General features: G+C 67.8%; 17 protein-coding genes. 12 read left to right on the top strand and 5 right to left on the bottom strand.

The features are described from left to right. Positions 1-86: 86 nt before the first annotated feature. Positions 87-1,376, top strand: a complete 1,290-nt coding sequence (locus GKZ92_RS03290) for a lipase family protein (RefSeq protein WP_035752127.1) — start codon at positions 87-89, stop codon at positions 1,374-1,376. A 32-nt stretch (positions 1,377-1,408) separates the two neighbouring features. Here GKZ92_RS03290 and GKZ92_RS03285 read toward each other — a convergent pair whose 3' ends face one another. Then, on the bottom strand, positions 1,409-1,873 hold the full coding sequence (locus tag GKZ92_RS03285; protein ID WP_006358325.1) for a MaoC family dehydratase: 465 nt from the start codon (positions 1,871-1,873) through the stop codon (positions 1,409-1,411). A 25-nt stretch (positions 1,874-1,898) separates the two neighbouring features. On the opposite strand from GKZ92_RS03285, the gene GKZ92_RS03280 reads away from it, so the two are divergent. The 8 genes from GKZ92_RS03280 (at position 1,899) to GKZ92_RS03245 (ending at position 7,183) form a co-directional block, all read left to right on the top strand. After that, complete coding sequence (locus GKZ92_RS03280) at positions 1,899-2,435, top strand: carboxymuconolactone decarboxylase family protein (RefSeq protein WP_155224981.1); 537 nt, start codon at positions 1,899-1,901, stop codon at positions 2,433-2,435. Positions 2,436-2,461: 26 nt separating this feature from the next. After that, on the top strand, positions 2,462-3,130 hold the full coding sequence (locus GKZ92_RS03275; RefSeq protein ID WP_006358323.1) for a class I SAM-dependent methyltransferase: 669 nt from the start codon (positions 2,462-2,464) through the stop codon (positions 3,128-3,130). Between the two features lie 28 nt (positions 3,131-3,158). Next, on the top strand, positions 3,159-3,977 hold the full coding sequence (locus tag GKZ92_RS03270; RefSeq protein WP_155224980.1) for a class I SAM-dependent methyltransferase: 819 nt from the start codon (positions 3,159-3,161) through the stop codon (positions 3,975-3,977). Continuing rightward, positions 3,974-4,318 carry a cupin domain-containing protein gene (locus GKZ92_RS03265; protein ID WP_006358321.1) on the top strand — a complete coding sequence of 115 codons (345 nt, stop codon included), beginning with the start codon at positions 3,974-3,976 and terminating at the stop codon, positions 4,316-4,318. Before GKZ92_RS03270 ends, GKZ92_RS03265 begins: the two co-directional genes overlap by 4 nt. Before the next feature lie 39 nt (positions 4,319-4,357). Then, entirely contained in the window at positions 4,358-5,023 is a 666-nt protein-coding gene (locus tag GKZ92_RS03260) for a helix-turn-helix transcriptional regulator (RefSeq protein WP_006358320.1), read from the top strand. A gap of 83 nt (positions 5,024-5,106) precedes the next feature. Next, positions 5,107-5,586 carry a hypothetical protein gene (locus tag GKZ92_RS03255; protein WP_006358319.1) on the top strand — a complete coding sequence of 160 codons (480 nt, stop codon included), beginning with the start codon at positions 5,107-5,109 and terminating at the stop codon, positions 5,584-5,586. A gap of 5 nt (positions 5,587-5,591) precedes the next feature. Beyond that, complete coding sequence (locus tag GKZ92_RS03250; RefSeq protein WP_006358318.1) at positions 5,592-6,311, top strand: ABC transporter ATP-binding protein; 720 nt, start codon at positions 5,592-5,594, stop codon at positions 6,309-6,311. After that, complete coding sequence (locus GKZ92_RS03245) at positions 6,308-7,183, top strand: ABC transporter permease (RefSeq protein ID WP_006358317.1); 876 nt, start codon at positions 6,308-6,310, stop codon at positions 7,181-7,183. The genes GKZ92_RS03250 and GKZ92_RS03245 overlap by 4 nt, the downstream gene beginning before the upstream one ends. On the opposite strand, the gene GKZ92_RS03240 is transcribed toward GKZ92_RS03245, so the two are convergent. From GKZ92_RS03240 to lpdA, 3 genes are all read right to left on the bottom strand, one after another. Further along, complete coding sequence (locus GKZ92_RS03240) at positions 7,104-7,988, bottom strand: DNA-3-methyladenine glycosylase family protein (protein WP_006358316.1); 885 nt, start codon at positions 7,986-7,988, stop codon at positions 7,104-7,106. The genes GKZ92_RS03245 and GKZ92_RS03240 overlap by 80 nt on opposite strands. 135 nt (positions 7,989-8,123) lie before the next feature. Further along, complete coding sequence (locus GKZ92_RS03235) at positions 8,124-9,362, bottom strand: metal-dependent hydrolase family protein (RefSeq protein WP_006358315.1); 1,239 nt, start codon at positions 9,360-9,362, stop codon at positions 8,124-8,126. A 192-nt stretch (positions 9,363-9,554) separates the two neighbouring features. After that, positions 9,555-10,964 carry a dihydrolipoyl dehydrogenase gene (lpdA, locus tag GKZ92_RS03230; protein ID WP_035752043.1) on the bottom strand — a complete coding sequence of 470 codons (1,410 nt, stop codon included), beginning with the start codon at positions 10,962-10,964 and terminating at the stop codon, positions 9,555-9,557. Between the two features lie 119 nt (positions 10,965-11,083). Between lpdA and GKZ92_RS03225 the strand changes: the two genes are divergently transcribed. The 3 genes from GKZ92_RS03225 to GKZ92_RS03215 all read left to right on the top strand — a co-directional run bounded on the left by GKZ92_RS03225 (position 11,084) and on the right by GKZ92_RS03215 (position 13,564). Beyond that, positions 11,084-11,704 (top strand): TetR/AcrR family transcriptional regulator, encoded by a 621-nt coding sequence (locus tag GKZ92_RS03225; protein ID WP_035752045.1) that lies wholly within the window; start codon positions 11,084-11,086, stop codon positions 11,702-11,704. 11 nt (positions 11,705-11,715) lie between these two features. Next, entirely contained in the window at positions 11,716-12,996 is a 1,281-nt protein-coding gene (locus GKZ92_RS03220) for an NADH:flavin oxidoreductase (protein ID WP_006358312.1), read from the top strand. A gap of 82 nt (positions 12,997-13,078) precedes the next feature. Continuing rightward, positions 13,079-13,564, top strand: a complete 486-nt coding sequence (locus GKZ92_RS03215) for a DinB family protein (protein WP_035752049.1) — start codon at positions 13,079-13,081, stop codon at positions 13,562-13,564. Positions 13,565-13,571: 7 nt separating this feature from the next. Here GKZ92_RS03215 and GKZ92_RS03210 read toward each other — a convergent pair whose 3' ends face one another. Further along, positions 13,572-15,164: a serine hydrolase gene (locus GKZ92_RS03210; RefSeq protein WP_035752130.1), complete on the bottom strand. Its 1,593-nt coding sequence runs from the start codon at positions 15,162-15,164 to the stop codon at positions 13,572-13,574. Between the last annotated feature and the right edge of the window lie 38 nt (positions 15,165-15,202).

Genomic DNA, 15,202 nt, shown 5'->3' with positions numbered 1-15,202 from the left:
GGGCGCTGATCGTGGGGATCGCCGCCGGGTTGGTGGCTGCGTGGTGTGCTGTTGCACCGGGGTACGCCGCCGGCGAACCACCGAACATGATGCCGGTCCCGCCGCCGGTGGCCGATGCACTCGACGCGGCCGTGCCACCTCCTCCGATCCCGCGCCTGCGGGACATACCACCACGGGCACGGGCAGCCGGATTCGACCACCGCACACTGGAGTTGCGGGAGGCTCTGCTCCCTTCGCCCACCGGGGATCCGCTGTTCGACCGTTGGCCCGCGGATCTGCCGGCGCTGCGGCCGGGGCAGGTCATCGCGGTCCGCGACGTCACCGCCACCGCGGGCCCGGTCGTCACCGTTCCCCTCCGGTCGGCCACCCTGATCAAGTTCGCCACCACCGACGCGACCGGCGCCCCGATCTTCGGCACCGCGACACTGCTCATCCCCAACCGGCCGACCCGCGGACCCCGCCCCCTGCTGGTCAACAACCTCCCCATCGACTCGCTCGGCGCCGCCTGCACACCCGGATACACTCTGGCGCACGGCTTCTCGATCGCGACGAACCTCACCGACCTGATCCCGCCGACCACCCAGCTCGCCCTGAACGACGGTCACGCAGTCCTCGTCCCCGACCACCAGGGGCCGCGGATGGCGTACGCCGAGCCCGTGCTCGCCGGGCACGTCGTTCTCGATGCGATCCGAGCCGGACTGTCAGTGCGCCCGGAAACGCTGCGGCACAGCAGGATCGCGATGACAGGCTACTCGGGTGGGGCGATCGCGACGCACGGGGCGTCGAAGCTGGTCGGCGAGTACGCACCCGAACTGTCCGACCGGATCGTCGGCGCCGCCCTCGGCGGGGTGCCCGCGGATTTCCGGATGCTCGTCGGCAGCATGAACGCGAATCTGGCCTCCGGGCTGTTCCACGCGGCGACCTTCGGCATCGCCCGCGAACGCACCGAGATCCTCGCGCTCGCCAATCGCCCCGCGCGGTGGCTGGCCACGTCACCGTTGAAGAACGTCTGCGTCATCCCCGAAGCACTGGGCGGCGGGACCTTCATGCCGATGCAGCTGATGTCGAATGACCCCGATCCGTTCCACTCGCCCGTCGCCGAGCGCATCTACCGGCTCACCGCGATGGCCGACCGGAAATCGGTGGTGCCCTTGCTGATCTACCACGGCACCCACGAGTGGTGGATTCCCGCGGCGGGCGCACGTGCGCTGTACCGGCAGCAGTGCGGATACGGCGCCACCGCCGCCTACCGGGAGATCTTCGGCGAACACCTCACCGGCGCGATCCTGGGTTTCCCGGTCGCGCTGGAATGGCTGAACGAGCGGCTCGCCGGCCGCCCGGCCCCGAACGAATGCACGCGGCGCCCGGCCGGGTGAGGCCGAGCGCCGCGTGACGGGTCGGGAGTGGATCAGTAGACGAGGACGCGCAGGTTCTCGGCGACGCATGCGGGCTTGGACTCGCCCTCGATCTCGACCGTGTTCGTCACGACCATGTTGACGCCCTTGGGGGTCTCCTCGATCGAGGTGATCACCGCGTTGGAGCGGATGCGGGCGCCGACCTTCACCGGGTTCGGGAAGCGCAGTTTGTTCATGCCGTAGTTGAGGACCAGTTTGGGGCCGTCGATCGTGAAGATCTGGCCGGCGAGCATCGGCAACAGCGACACGGTGAGGTAGCCGTGGGCGATCGTGGTGCCGAACGGACCCGACTTCGCGCGCTCGGGATCGGTGTGGATCCACTGGTGGTCACCGGTGGCGTCGGCGAATGCATCGATCCGCTCCTGCGTGATCTCCAGCCACTCGCCCGATCCGAGGTCTTCGCCGATCGCGGCCTTGAGTTCCTCGACACTGGTGAACGTCCGTGTGCTGTTCGTCATAGTGGCCGTAGTCTACCGTGGCCCCATGAGCGCACCGCGAGTCACACCGGGTGGTCTCCGAGATCTCGGACCCTTCAATTTCGTCTTCGCGCGTGGGGCTGCACGGGTCATCGGAGTAGACGACGCCCACATCTTCTCCACGCTCGGCCGGGCGAAGGGACTGTTCCGCGGCTGGCTGCATTACAGCGGCCGGTTGATGCCCTTCGGGACATTGCCGCGCAAGGACTCCGAGATGATCATCATCCGGGTGGCCCATCTCCGCGGCTGCGACTACGAACTCGACCATCACCGCCGGTTGGGGCGCCGGGCCGGTATCGATGACGCCGAGTTCGAGCGCATCCTCTCCGACCCCGACGCCGGGTGGGGCGACCGCGAGCGGGCCATCCTCCGCGCGGTCGACGAACTGGTCGACACCAAGGACGTCTCCGACATCGCCTGGGCCGCTTTGGCGCGGCATCTCGACAATCGCCGCCTGATCGAGTTCACCCTGCTCGTAGGCCAGTACGACAGCCTGGCCACGACGATCCACACGCTCCGCATCCAGCGCGATCATCACACCTGACGGTCACCCCTGACGAGGGATGAGCGATGGAGTCGATCAGCCAGCGCCTGATGCGCAACGCCGCGTTCGCCGAGATCTACGAGAACCTCTGGCGACCGACGTTCACGAGGTTGTTCAGTCTCGGTGGGCGTGCCACCGAGGACTACGACCGTGCACTCCGGGCCTACCTGTCCCGCCCCGGTGACCGACTCGTCCTCGACGTGGCCTGCGGCCCAGGCAATTACACGCGACTCATCGCCGACGGCCTGACCGGCGACGGGCGCTGCATCGGGATCGACTTCTCCGCCCCGATGCTCGCCCGCGCGGCCCGCACCAACGCCGTCGACCGCGCCGCCTTCCTCCGCGCCGACGCCCACTCGATCCCGTTCGAGGACAACACCTTCGACGTCGTCACCTGCCTGGCCGCCCTGTATCTCATCCCCGACCCGCTCCCCGTCGTCGACGAACTGGTGCGGGTCACCAGGCCGGGCGGCGAGATCGTCATCTTCACCTCCGTCGCGACCGTGGTGACCTCCCTTCCGGGCGTCCAGCGGGTCGTCGGACTGACCGGCTTCCGCATCTTCGACGAGGACACGATCACCGACCGCCTGCGCGCCGCGGGCGCGGTGGGCATCGAGCAGACGATCACCGGCCACGGACAGTACGTGCTGGCCGTGAAACCGGGGTCCATGAGCACTTCAGGGGATTTACAGTAAAGTCCTCCTCGAAATAGGGAGGTTAGGTATGACTAACGAAACTACGTCCGGGGATCTGCTGCCGTTCGGCCAGCGCAAGACCGCGGACATGCCGGGCCACTGGCTCCTCGCCCGACTCGGCAAACGAGTCCTGCGGCCGGGCGGACTCGAACTCACCGAGAGCCTGCTCGACGACGCCCGCATCAGCGGCGCCGACGTCCTCGAGATCGCCCCCGGCCTGGGCAAGACGGCCACCGCGATCCTCGAGCGTTCGCCGAAGAGCTACGTCGGCGTCGACGACGACCCGGGCGCCGTCGTCCTCACCAAGGGCGTCATCGGTGAGCGCGGTCGGGTCGTCGCGGGCGACGCCTCGGCCACCGGACTCGACGACGCGAGCACCGACGTCGCCGTCGGCGAGGCGATGCTGACGATGCAGTCCGACCGAAACAAGGCCAAGATCGTCGAGGAGGCCTTCCGTGTGCTGCGTCCCGGCGGCCGCTACGCGATCCATGAGCTCGCGATCAATCCCGACACCCTCCCCGACGAGGAGAAGACCGAGATCCGCAAGTCGCTGGCGCGATCGATCAAGGTCAACGCCCGCCCGCTGACCGAGGCCGAGTGGCGCAAGCTGCTGACCGACGCCGGCTTCGAGGTCACCACGGTCAAGTTCGCCAAGATGGCGCTGCTCGAGCCGCGTCGCGTGATCGCCGACGAGGGACTCCTCGGCGCACTGAAGTTCGTCGGCAACGTGATCCGCGACGGCGATGCACGCAAGCGCGTCCTCGCCATGCGTTCGACGTTCACCAAGTACAAGTCGCACATGGCCGCCATCGAGGTCATCGCGACCAAGCCGGAGACCACGAAATGAGCGACTCGACCGTGATCACCGGCCTGACCGAGAACACCGGCAAGGCGGGCGACCGGCCCGACATCTCCGTTCTCTCCCGCAACGACGGCGGCAACGTCATCCGCCTGTCGTTCCTGTCCGGGCAGACGATGCCCGACCATCGCGCCGGCCGGCCGATACTGGTCATCGGCCAGACCGGCGAGATCGACTTCACCGTCGGGGAGACCACCACCCGCCTCGAGGCGGGCGTCGCGATCCACGTGAACGCCAACATCCCGCATGCGCTCGAAGCGCGGACCGATGCGGTCGTCACACTGGTCGTGTTGGAGAATCCCACCGGAGAGCAACCCTCCGGGGACTGAGAGCAGGCGTGGGGCGCGTCGAGATCGAGAGGACCAACCATGGCGGCCAAGCAGCGCGACAAGATCATCGCCCTGCTGTCCGAATCGGTCGAACCGATGGTCGCCGGAGAGGTCTCGACGCGCCTCGACCTGCACGTGACCACGGCCCGGTTCCACCTCGCCAAGCTGATCGAGGAGGGGCGGGTCGAGACCACGACCGTTCCGACGCCGGGCGTCGGCCGCCCCCGCGTCGGCTATCAGGTGGTCCGCCAGGCGCCCACCGGTGCACTCCTGGGCCATCTCCTGGGCCAGTTGGGCAGCACGCAGGCCACGCGTGAACATGCCGGAGCCGAGGCCGGTCGCCTCTGGGCCGAGGAGCATGCGCGCCCGGTGTCGGCGACCGATCTGCCCGACCCGGTGACCGTCGCCGCGGAGACTCTCGGCGCGCTGGGATTCCAGGTCTCGAACATCATGAGCGCCTTCGGCTCTCACGAGCTGCGGCTCTGCTCGTGCCCGTTGCGGGACGTCGCCCGTACGCATCCCGAGGTCGCCCGCGGCGTCGCCCGCGGCGTCATCGAGCAGGCGCTCGCCGCCAGCTCCCCCGCGCTCAGTTCGCAGTATGCCGTCACCGTCGCCCCCGACCCCGCCGGTGGCGACTGCGAGATCGTGCTGCGCCTGGCCCCGTTGCGGCGCAGTACAACCCGCCTTGAAGCCCCACTCAGGTGAGGCTTGCCTTAATTAATTTGAAGGATTAAGTTTCTCCAAAGGCGTTGGCGAACGACCACCGCCACACAGGAGGGACCCACGTCATGCATCTCATCCGCAGGATGACCATCACGCTGCTCGCGACGCTCGTGGCCGTCGTCGGGCTCGTCGCGGCCACCGGCGGTGCCTCGGCCGCCAAGACCTTCCCACCGGACTTCAAGGTCACCACCGACCGCCCGACGCTCGCCGACCTCAACGACATCGTCGAGTTCCTGGTCGAGACCCCGGCGTCGGATCAGGCCAAGGCCGCCAACGTGGAGGGCGGGATGAATGCCGTGATCGTCCCCAAGACCGTCTACTCGCTCGGCCTCTTCCGCGCGCCGCGCGGCTGGAACGAGGTGACCGGTCCGCTGGTTCAGAAGGGCAACAGCGCCACCGCCACGCTCAACAGCGGCTCCGCCGGACGTCCCACGATCCGCATGACCATCGAGTTCAAGAAGCTCGACGGCAACTGGAAGCTCGCGGCCGGCTCGCTGTGCCAGGGCGTCAAGACCGTCGGCCTGAACATCTACTGCAACGCCTAGTAGCCGTGCTCGACATCAGCGGCCTGTCCGTCCGAGTGGGCGGGCAGGCCGTTCTCGATGGGGTGACCACCCGCGTCGACGACGGTGAGCTGGTCTACCTTCTCGGCCGCAACGGCACCGGCAAGACGACGCTGCTACGGACGATCTGCGGCGTCATACCTCCCGCGTCGGGCCGAATCCTGATCGACGGCAAGCGATTCACCGAACTCGACTCACCGTCCACGGTGATCGGTATGCACCTGGGCACCGACGACGCCCACCCCGGCCACAGCGCACGGCGTCACCTGACCTGGCTGGCACGGGCCGGTGGGATCCCGACCGGCCGGGTCGCCGAGGTGCTCGACCTCGTCGGACTCACCGACGTCGCCGGCCGCCGCGTCGTCGACTACTCCCTGGGCATGCGCCAGCGACTCGGGATCGCTGCCGCCCTCCTGGGCGATGCGCGGACCCTCATACTCGACGAGCCGGTCAACGGTCTCGACATCGACGGCATCCGTTGGCTGCGAGGACTTCTGCAGGATCTCGCCGGCGACGGCCGCCGCCTGCTCATCGCCTCGCATCACCTCGACGAGGTGGCCCGCACCGCCGACCGCGTCGTCGTGCTCGACTCCGGCCGGATCGCGGCCGATGCGCCGCTGACCGAGTTCGTCGGCGGGCACGCCGATCTCGAGGAGGCCTACCTCGCCGCGGTGGGCGGGCACACCCCGGCAGGAGTCATCGCATGACCACCACACTCGCCGGCGTCGCGGGCCAGATACGTCGCGGCACACGCGCCGAACTCACCCGCGTCGGCGGTGCACGCAGCATCCTGCTCTACGGATTGATCCCGGGCGCGGTGTTGCTACCCCTTGTCATCACCCTCGGCGTCGCCACCGTCGCCGAACGATTCGCGTCGATCTCGGGGAGCATCCAGGTCACCTCGGTCACCACCACCAACTCGGTCTACTGGGTCATCACCTTCACCGTGATGATCTGGGCCGTCGTCGCCGCCTACGCACAGGCGACCGCCGAGCGCGGCGCGCTGGGAGAACTCGCCCGCCACCTCTACCCGCGGCGCTGGACCGGTCTGGTGTCCCGGTGGATCGCCTACGGCGTCGGTGCCGCGCTGTGCAGCGCCGCACTGGTCGCGCTGGTCATGGCGATCCTGCCCACCTTCTTCCCGAAGGTCTACAGCGGCGTCGACATCGGTTCACCCGAGGGCCTCCGCTTCCTGATCGCGGTACCCGTCTTCGCGGTGTTCACCGTCGGGATCGGCATCGGACTCGCAGCGATCATCGGACACCCGGCAGGAACCGTTGTGGCCCTCCTCGGTTGGACGTACGTCATCGAGAACGCGATCAGCCTGGTTCCCGACGGTTACACGCTGCAGCAGTACATGCCCTTCCTCAACGGAACCTTCGGCACCGGGCAGGAACTCGCATTCATGCCGCCGTGGGGTCCCACCGGCGGGCTGCTCTACTGCGGCGCGGTCGCGGTGGCCCTCTTCGTCCTCGGATGTGTCTCGCTGACGTTCCGGGTCAGAAGGACCGGTAGTCGCGCACCGTCATCCGCGGTCCGCGCCGTTCTCGCCGGACGCCGTGCAGCTCCACCATCCTGATGATCCGACGCCGTTGTCCGGCATAGGGTTCCAGTAGCTCGAGCATGCCCGCGTCGTCGACCGGTTCGCCGATGAGGGTCAGGCCCACCAGCGTCGGGATGTGATAGTCGCCGACCGACACCGCATCGGTGTCGCCGACGGCCCGGGCGCGCGTCTCCGCCTCGGTCCAGCGCCCCACGCCCCGCAGGAGCCGGAGCCGATCGTGGTGACGTTCGACGTCCATCGCGGTCGCCCCGCGGATCGTGCGCATGCGCACGGGTTCGATGCCGCTACGGTGCCACTCCCACGACGGGATGTCCGCCCACGCGGCCCGCGGCGGCGGTACACGCATCGTGCCGGGTACCGGACCCGGCGCCGGCTCGCCGAAGCGTCGGACCAGATATCGCCAGGCGCGAAAGGCCTCCGCCCCGACCACCTTCTGCTCGAGGATCGCCGGTACCAGCGCCTCCCACACCCGATCGGTGCGGCCGATCCGCAGGCCCGCCGAGCGACGGACGAGTCCGGCGACCACGTCGTCGTGCACCGCCATCGCCTCCGGCTCGTCGGAGGCGCCGAGGAAGTCCGGCAACTGCTCGAGCAACCAGTCGCCGCCGGGCCCCCAGGCGCGTCCCAGCACCCGCGAACCGTCGATGCGCAGCGTCACCGTGCCGGGCCCGTCGGGGGTCTGCACCGAACGCCAGATCGACCCGTCGTTGCCGTAGACGAACGTGGGGTCGCCGGCTCCGCGTCGGAGATGGCCGACGGTGCCACGGACGTCGAGCTGCCATGGCAACTCCCATTCCCGGGCACGCTCGTCGGCACTCACCGTTCCGAGCGTAGCCCGCCCCCGCGCAGTCCGTTTCTCGTCGAATTCTCCGAGAATGCACTCGCTGACGTGCGTCCTATTCGTCTGTCGTTCAGCGAATGGACGGCTCTCGCGAGATGCGTCGGTCGAAACCGATCAGACCGCGTAACCGCCACGGTTGGAAGCGGTCTTGCCCTCCTTGAGGACCAGAAGGATGTTGTCGTGGTCGGCGAGCGAGTCGATGTCGGCGAGCGGATCACCCTTGACGACGACGACGTCGGCGAGCTTGCCCGCCTCCAGGGTGCCCAGCTTGTCGGCGACGTCGCAGAGCTCGGCGGAGGTCTTGGTGCCGGCGACGATCGCCTGCATCGGGGTCATGCCACCGAACTTCACCAGGCAGCCGAGCTCGCCGAGGGTGGCACCGTGGTCGGGGACCAGACCGGCGTCGGTGCCGACGGCGACCTTGATCCCGGCCTCGACCGACGCCGCGATGGACTCGTGAGCCAGCTTGTGCCACTTCTCGGACTTGGCGACCGCCTGCGGCGTCGCGGTGTCCGGCTTCAGGGTCTCGATCAGAGTGGGGACCAGGAACTGACCGCGCTCGACCATCTCCGTCCGGAGTTCGTCGGTGAGTGCGTACCCGTGCTCGATGGAGTGCGCGCCACCCTGGACGGCGGCCTGGATACCGAGGAAACCGATCGCGTGCGCGGCGACCTTGCGTCCGCCGTAGTTCTCGGCCTCCTCGACCAGCGCGGCGACGATCTCGGTGCGGGCACCCAGCCAGTCCGGATCGTCGCTGGGCGAGGAGACACCGCCGCTGGAGGCGACCTTGATGACGTCGACGCCGCTGCGGAGCAGCTCGCGGACGGCCTTGCGCGCCTCGTCGACGGTGTCGACCAGCTCACCGCCGATCAGGCCGGTTCCGCTGAGGCCCGACGGGATGTGGAAGTCGGCGTGACCACCGGTCTGGCTGAGCATCTTGTCGGCGACCAGCAGACGCGGGCCGGCGACCAGACCGTGGGCGACGGCGTCGCGGACGCCCACGTCGACACCCATGAGGTCGCGGACGGTGGTGACACCGGCCTCGATGGTGGTCTTGAGCCGGTCGATGAGCTCGAAGAAACGGTACGACGCCGGCACCATCGCGGCCATGATCGGCGAGCCCTTGGTGCCCGGCAGCGAGAGATGCACGTGGCAGTCGAAGAACCCGGGGGTCACGGTGTTGCCCCCGACATCCACCTTCACCGGCTTCGCCGATTCGTCGATCTGCGGGGCACCGGAAGCCGCACCGGCGTAGGCGATCTTGCCATCGTCGATCACGACGACCGCGTCGGCGATCGGGTCGGCGCCGGTCCCGTCGATCAGGCGAGCATTGTGAAGGATCGTTGTGGTCATGACTTTTGGTTATACCGTGTATTCATTCTTTTCCCGGCATCCGAGGGAGAACCTCACACCGGGTCCCGCATTCATGCGCAGATTTGTTCCTCGGAATAGGCACGAAATTGCCACTCGCCGGAACCACGCAAACAAAATGAGGGATTCATACCGTTTTTCCGGCACGAATCCCTCACTTTGCGAAGTGGACTTCTACAGGTTGATCATGTGCCCGATCGCGCCGTGGAAAGTCTCTTGCAGCGCCTCCGACATCGTCGGGTGGGTGTGCACGTTGCGGGCCAACTCCTTGGCGGTGAGATCCCACTTGTGGGCCAGCGTCATCTCCGGGAGCAGCTCGGACGCACCGTCACCCACCACGTGGCCGCCGAGCAGCTCGTCGGTGTCGGCGTCGGTGACCAGCTTGGCGAAGCCCGCGGTCTCACCGAGACCCTGCGCCTTGCCGTTGGCGGTGAAGGGGAACGTGGTGGCCTTCACGTTGTAGCCCTCGTCCTTGGCCTGCGCCTCGGTGAGACCGAACGACGCGACCTGCGGCTGGCAGAAGGTGGCACGCGGCAGGAAGCGGTAATCGCCCAGGGTCATCGTCTCGGCGCCGGCCATGGTCTCGGCAGCCACCACACCCTGCGCTTCGGCAACGTGGGCGAGCTGCAGCTTGGCGGTGACGTCACCGATGGCGTAGATGCCCTCGACATTGGTGCGCATGTGGTCGTCGATGGCGATCGCGCCGCGATCGGTGAGTTCGACGCCGGTCTTCTCCAGACCGAAACCCTCGACGCGGGGGGCGAAACCGACGGACATGAGGACCTTGTCGACGGTCAGCTCGCCTTCTTTGTCCTTGGCGTCCTTGTAGCTGACGGTGACGCTGTCGCCGTTGTCGGTGACCGACTGCACCTTGGTGGAGGTGAGCAGCTTGACGCCGAGCTTCTTGTATTCCTTGGCGACGGCCTTCGACGAGTCGGCGTCCTCGTTCGGCAGGACGCGGTCGAGGAACTCGACGATGGTGACGTCGACGCCGTAGTTGGCGAGCACGTAGCCGAATTCCATACCGATGGCACCCGCGCCGACGATGACGATGGATTCGGGCAGCTCCCGGGTGAGGATCTGGGTTTCGTAGGTGACCACGTTCTCCGACAATTCGACGCCCGGCAGGAGCTTCACGGTCGAGCCGGTGTCGATGATGACGTTGTCGAAGGTGATCTCCTGATCTGTGGAATCAGATGCGTCTCCGCCGCGGACCTTGATGGTCTTGGCATCGGTGAACACGCCGTAACCGTCGATCTCGGTGATCTTGTTCTTCTTCATCAGGTAGTGGACGCCCTTGACGATGCCGTCCGAGACCTTGCGGCTGCGGTCGAACGCCGCGCCGAAGTCGAAGGACACGTCGCCACTCATGCCGAAGGTCTTGGCCTGGTGATTGAAGATGTGTGCCAGTTCGGCATTACGGAGCAACGCCTTGGACGGGATACATCCGACGTTGAGACACACACCGCCCCAGTACTTCTCCTCGATGACAGCGGTTTTCATGCCCAGTTGAGCCGACCGGATCGCGGCTACGTACCCACCTGGACCTGCACCCAATACAACTGTTTGAAAGTGTTCAGCCACGCCTGCCACCCTACGTCCCGTCGATGGTCCGTCGCAGTCCGTCCCGCTACTCCCTGGTAACACCACCACGATTTCAATCACTGTTTGAAACGCTGTTTGATCTGTGGTTCCATCCCACTGTGACCCAGACCACCGACGCGACGCCGTCCGGGACCGGCTCGCCCGGTACCCGCGAGACCCTGCTCGTCGTCGCCGAACGGTTGTTCCTGGCCGAGGGCTACGACAAGGTGTCGGTCCGCGCGATCTGCGCCGCCGCCGACGCAAACCCCGCGGCCGTGCACTACCACTTCGGGACCAAGGACGATCTGACCATCGCCCTTCTCGAATCCCGGCTGGCACCGTGCTGGGCAGACGCGCTGGCCTCGATCGATCCCGAGAACGATTCGGTGCGCCACGTCGTCGACGTCTTGCTCGCGCCGTTCGTCGATCTCCAGTGCGATCCGACCGGGCACCTACACCTGCGCCTGCTGTCGCGGTTCGTGCTGACCCACCCGACGGTCGGCTGGACCGCCCGGTGGTTCGGCCTCGATCCGTTCGCCGACCTCCTGCTCGACGCCATCCCCGGACTGCCCTCCCGCGCGGCACGGCGCCGCTGGGCACTCGCCTTCCAGCTGATCCTCCTGCGCTTCGGCAGCTCCGAGCCACTCGACGCCCAGGCCGTCGACGCCCTCGCGGGGTTCGTCACCGCGGGACTGTCGGCGCCACCAGACCCCAGCCCGTCCGAACAAGAAACCGATTGAGAGGAACCGACGTGGACAGCCCCGACGCCGGACCGTTCAGCCCAGCACAGCTCGGCCCGCTCACCCTGCGGAACCGACTGATCAAGTGCGCCACCTTCGAGGGCATGACGCCCGACGCGCTCGTCACCGACGAACTCGTCGAGTTCCACCGTGAGGTCGCGGCCGGCGGTGTCGCGATGAGCACCGTCGCCTACTGCGCGGTCTCACCGGAGGGCCGCACCGACCGCCACCAGATCTGGATGCGTCCCGAGGCGATGCCCGGACTGCGCAAGCTGACCGACGCCATCCACTCCGAAGGCGCACTCGCCGCCGCACAGCTCGGCCACGCCGGCGCGGTCGCGAACTCGGTGTCGAACCGTGCCAAGGCCTGGGGTCCGGGCCGAATCCCCGCGCCGATGGGGATGTCGTTGACCCACAAGGCGAGCGTCTCCGACATCGCCGAGCTGCGGGTGAAGTTCCGGCAGGCCGCCCGCATCGCCGTCGACTCCGGCTTCGACGGGCTCGAGATCCACTGCGGCCACAACTATCTCATCTCCAGCTTCCTGTCTCCCCTGCTCAACCACCGCCGCGACGGGTACGGCGGCAGCCTGGTCAACCGCGCGCGTATGGCACGCGAGGTCGTCGAGAGCGTGCGTGAGGAGGTCGGGGACGAGGCCGCGATCTGGGTGAAGCTCAACACCTACGACGGCGTCGGCAAGCCCGACATCGAACGGTCGCCGGAGGCACGAACGAAGGGCCGCGCCAAGCTCAGCGGCTTCAACGTCGACGAGGCCTGCCAGGTGGCGCAGCTGCTGGAGTCCGACGGCCATCTCGACGCCATCGAACCCACCGCGGGCAGCTCGCTGCTCAACCCGATGTACCTGTTCCACGGCGAGGCGCCGCGCAAGGAGTTCGCCGCCGCCTTCTCCGGTCCGATGAAGTACGGGCTCAAGGCTTTCGCGCCGATCTTCCTCAAGCACTATCAGTACCACGACGGCTACCTGCTGCCGCTCGCGCGGGAACTGCGGAAGGCCGTCGACCTGCCGATGATCCTGCTCGGCGGAATCACCGACCGGGCCTCGATGGACACCGCGATGGCCGAGGGGTTCGAATTCATGGCGATGGGCCGGGCGGTCCTCCGTGAGCCGGATCTGCCGCTGCGGATCGCCGCAGACCCGTCGACGACGTCGAAGTGCGTGCACTGCAACCTCTGCATGCCGACGATCTACTCGCACACGCGGTGCCCGATCCGCACCGGCGAGGTGCCCGATCCCCTCGCGGTCTCGTCGTCGGTGAGCGGCCCGGCCAGCTGACGCCGCGGTAGCTGTCGCGTGTCGTGGCGCCGACCGCACCGATACGCGACAAGTGCGCCGTGCTCCCGCCTATGGTGACCCCATGGCTCCTCGCCGCAAGGACACACCGCCGCCGGCGACCGGCGGAACGGAGAAGGAAGTTCTCGTCGGCTTCCTCGACTACCTGCGCTCGTCGGCGGTGTCGAAACTCGACGGTGTCGACGAGGCCGACGCGCGCGCAGCCGCCGTGCCGTCGGGCACCAACCTCCTCGGGCTGGTGCGGCACCTGACCTTCGTCGAACGGTTCTTCTTCCTCGGCGAGGACACCGCCGACTGGAAGGCGACGTTCACCTGCGGGGAGTCGGATACGGTGCCCGGCATCCAGGCCGGCTACCGGCAGGCGGTGGCCGAGGCGAACGCGGTCATCGAGGCCTACGCTGACCTCGGCGAGCCCGCGCCCAGGGCCGCCGGCCGACGATCCTCACCGTCGATGCGGTGGGCGCTGACCCACATGATCGAGGAGACCGCCCGCCACGCAGGCCATCTCGACATCATCCGCGAGGGCGTCGACGGCCGGACGGGCCGCTGAACCGGCCTCAGCTGCGCAGGAAGACCCCGTCGCTCTCTTCGTCGTCGTAGTACTCGATCGTCATCTTCGGGCCGTCGAAGGTCACCTGGGAGATGCTGCCGAGTTCGGCGTTCTCGTCGTGCAGGGTGAAGGTGAAGATGTTCCGATCCCAGTGTGCGAGTTCGTGTTTGCGGACTCCACCGGGACCCATCTCGAGGAACAGCTTGCCGTCCCGTTCGACGACCTCGGCCGGTCCGTAGACTGCGTTGGCATATGTGCCGACGAATGTCGGCAACGGCTGGGCCGGAGCAGGATTCGCCGGTGCCTGCTTTCCGACGAGGTCGCCGCTGGGCACACTCAGCGGCGCATATGCCTTGGCGTACAGCGCACGCCAGTCGCTGCGGATCTCACCGAACTGCACGAGATCCATGAACTCCGCGGCGAGTGCATCGACCGCCCCGATGGGTGCGGCGTTGGACAGCACCACGATCGCCGTGTCCGCGGACGGCAGGATCGAGAACGAGGTTCCAGCACCCGAGGCGAAGGCGCCGGCATGGCTGAACTGGGTGCGCGCATCGGTGGTGACGCCGACGTTGAAGCCGTGCCCGTAGAACCCGGCACGGTCGTCCGGCGACGCCGGCGGGTTGGACACGATCTGCGGAGAGACCGCCGGCAGCAGGGCGTCCGGCGCGACGATCTCGGCGCCGTTGTGCTTGCCCTGCGCCAGAACCATCTTCAGCCAGACGGCCATGTCGTTGACCGTGGAGCTCACCCCGCCGGCCGGCGACTGGGCGTCGGGGTCACGGGGGATGTCGGTCTTGGCCCACTTGCCGTCGATCTTGATGTGCCCGACGGCTCGGTCGGCCCGCTTCTCGAAGTCGGCGTAGCGGGAACTGGTGCTGGTCATGCCCAGCGGCCCGTAGATGAGGTCCTGCGACAGCGTCGGCCAGTCCTTGCCCGCCTTCGCGGCGACTGCCTCACCACCGGTGGTGACACCGAAGTTGGTGTACGCGTAGCTGATCCGGAACGGGTCGAGAGGCATGAACCGAAGCCGCTGGAGGATTTCGGTCTGCGAGTAGCCCATGTCCTCGAGCTTGTCGCCGGCGTGATCGGGCAGACCGGATCGGTGCGAGTACATGTCGCCGACGGTCACGGTCCGGGTGACGTACGGTTCGGCGAGCGCGAACCAGGGCAGCCCCTCGACGATCGGCATGCCCCAGGCAACCGTCTTGTCGGTGACCGCCGCGCCGACCACCGTCGATCCGACCGACTTCGACACAGACGCGAGCTGAAAGACCGTGTTCGGATCGACCTTCTGCCCGGTCGTCAGGTCCTTGACCCCGAACCCCTTCGCATACTTCGTCTCTCCGCCCGACACCACCGCCACCGCGAGTCCGGGCAGACCCGTCGACGACATCAACGACTCGGCGAGCCCGTCGAGCTGCCCGACCGCTTTGTCCACCGCACCGTCGGGTAGCGGCATCGCGTCCACGGCGTTCGGGTTCACCAGCGCCGACGCCCCCGACGGTTCGGTCGGCGGGTTGCCGGTGCCGGACGAGGCCGTGTCGCACGCAGCGACGAGGGCGATCACCGACAGGGCCGAGCAGGCCGCGAGTGACACGCGTCCCCATCCCGGGCCGCGCCATCGTGATTGTCGCC

Source organism: Gordonia sp. 135 (assembly GCF_009720185.1).
Lineage (GTDB): Bacteria > Actinomycetota > Actinomycetes > Mycobacteriales > Mycobacteriaceae > Gordonia > Gordonia alkanivorans.
The sequence above is the reverse complement of the archived record's forward strand: the minus strand, read 5'-3'. Positions and strand labels throughout refer to the sequence as shown.

Excerpts from the sequence above, each read along its gene's own strand:
- GKZ92_RS03290 (WP_035752127.1), top strand. The coding sequence starts at position 87 with ATGATGCCGGTCCCGCCGCCGGTGGCCGATGCACTCGACGCGGCCGTG.
- GKZ92_RS03285 (WP_006358325.1), bottom strand. The coding sequence starts at position 1,873 with ATGACGAACAGCACACGGACGTTCACCAGTGTCGAGGAACTCAAGGCC.
- GKZ92_RS03280 (WP_155224981.1), top strand. The coding sequence starts at position 1,899 with ATGAGCGCACCGCGAGTCACACCGGGTGGTCTCCGAGATCTCGGACCC.
- GKZ92_RS03275 (WP_006358323.1), top strand. The coding sequence starts at position 2,462 with ATGGAGTCGATCAGCCAGCGCCTGATGCGCAACGCCGCGTTCGCCGAG.
- GKZ92_RS03270 (WP_155224980.1), top strand. The coding sequence starts at position 3,159 with ATGACTAACGAAACTACGTCCGGGGATCTGCTGCCGTTCGGCCAGCGC.
- GKZ92_RS03265 (WP_006358321.1), top strand. The coding sequence starts at position 3,974 with ATGAGCGACTCGACCGTGATCACCGGCCTGACCGAGAACACCGGCAAG.
- GKZ92_RS03260 (WP_006358320.1), top strand. The coding sequence starts at position 4,358 with ATGGCGGCCAAGCAGCGCGACAAGATCATCGCCCTGCTGTCCGAATCG.
- GKZ92_RS03255 (WP_006358319.1), top strand. The coding sequence starts at position 5,107 with ATGCATCTCATCCGCAGGATGACCATCACGCTGCTCGCGACGCTCGTG.
- GKZ92_RS03245 (WP_006358317.1), top strand. The coding sequence starts at position 6,308 with ATGACCACCACACTCGCCGGCGTCGCGGGCCAGATACGTCGCGGCACA.
- GKZ92_RS03235 (WP_006358315.1), bottom strand. The coding sequence starts at position 9,362 with ATGACCACAACGATCCTTCACAATGCTCGCCTGATCGACGGGACCGGC.
- GKZ92_RS03215 (WP_035752049.1), top strand. The coding sequence starts at position 13,079 with ATGGCTCCTCGCCGCAAGGACACACCGCCGCCGGCGACCGGCGGAACG.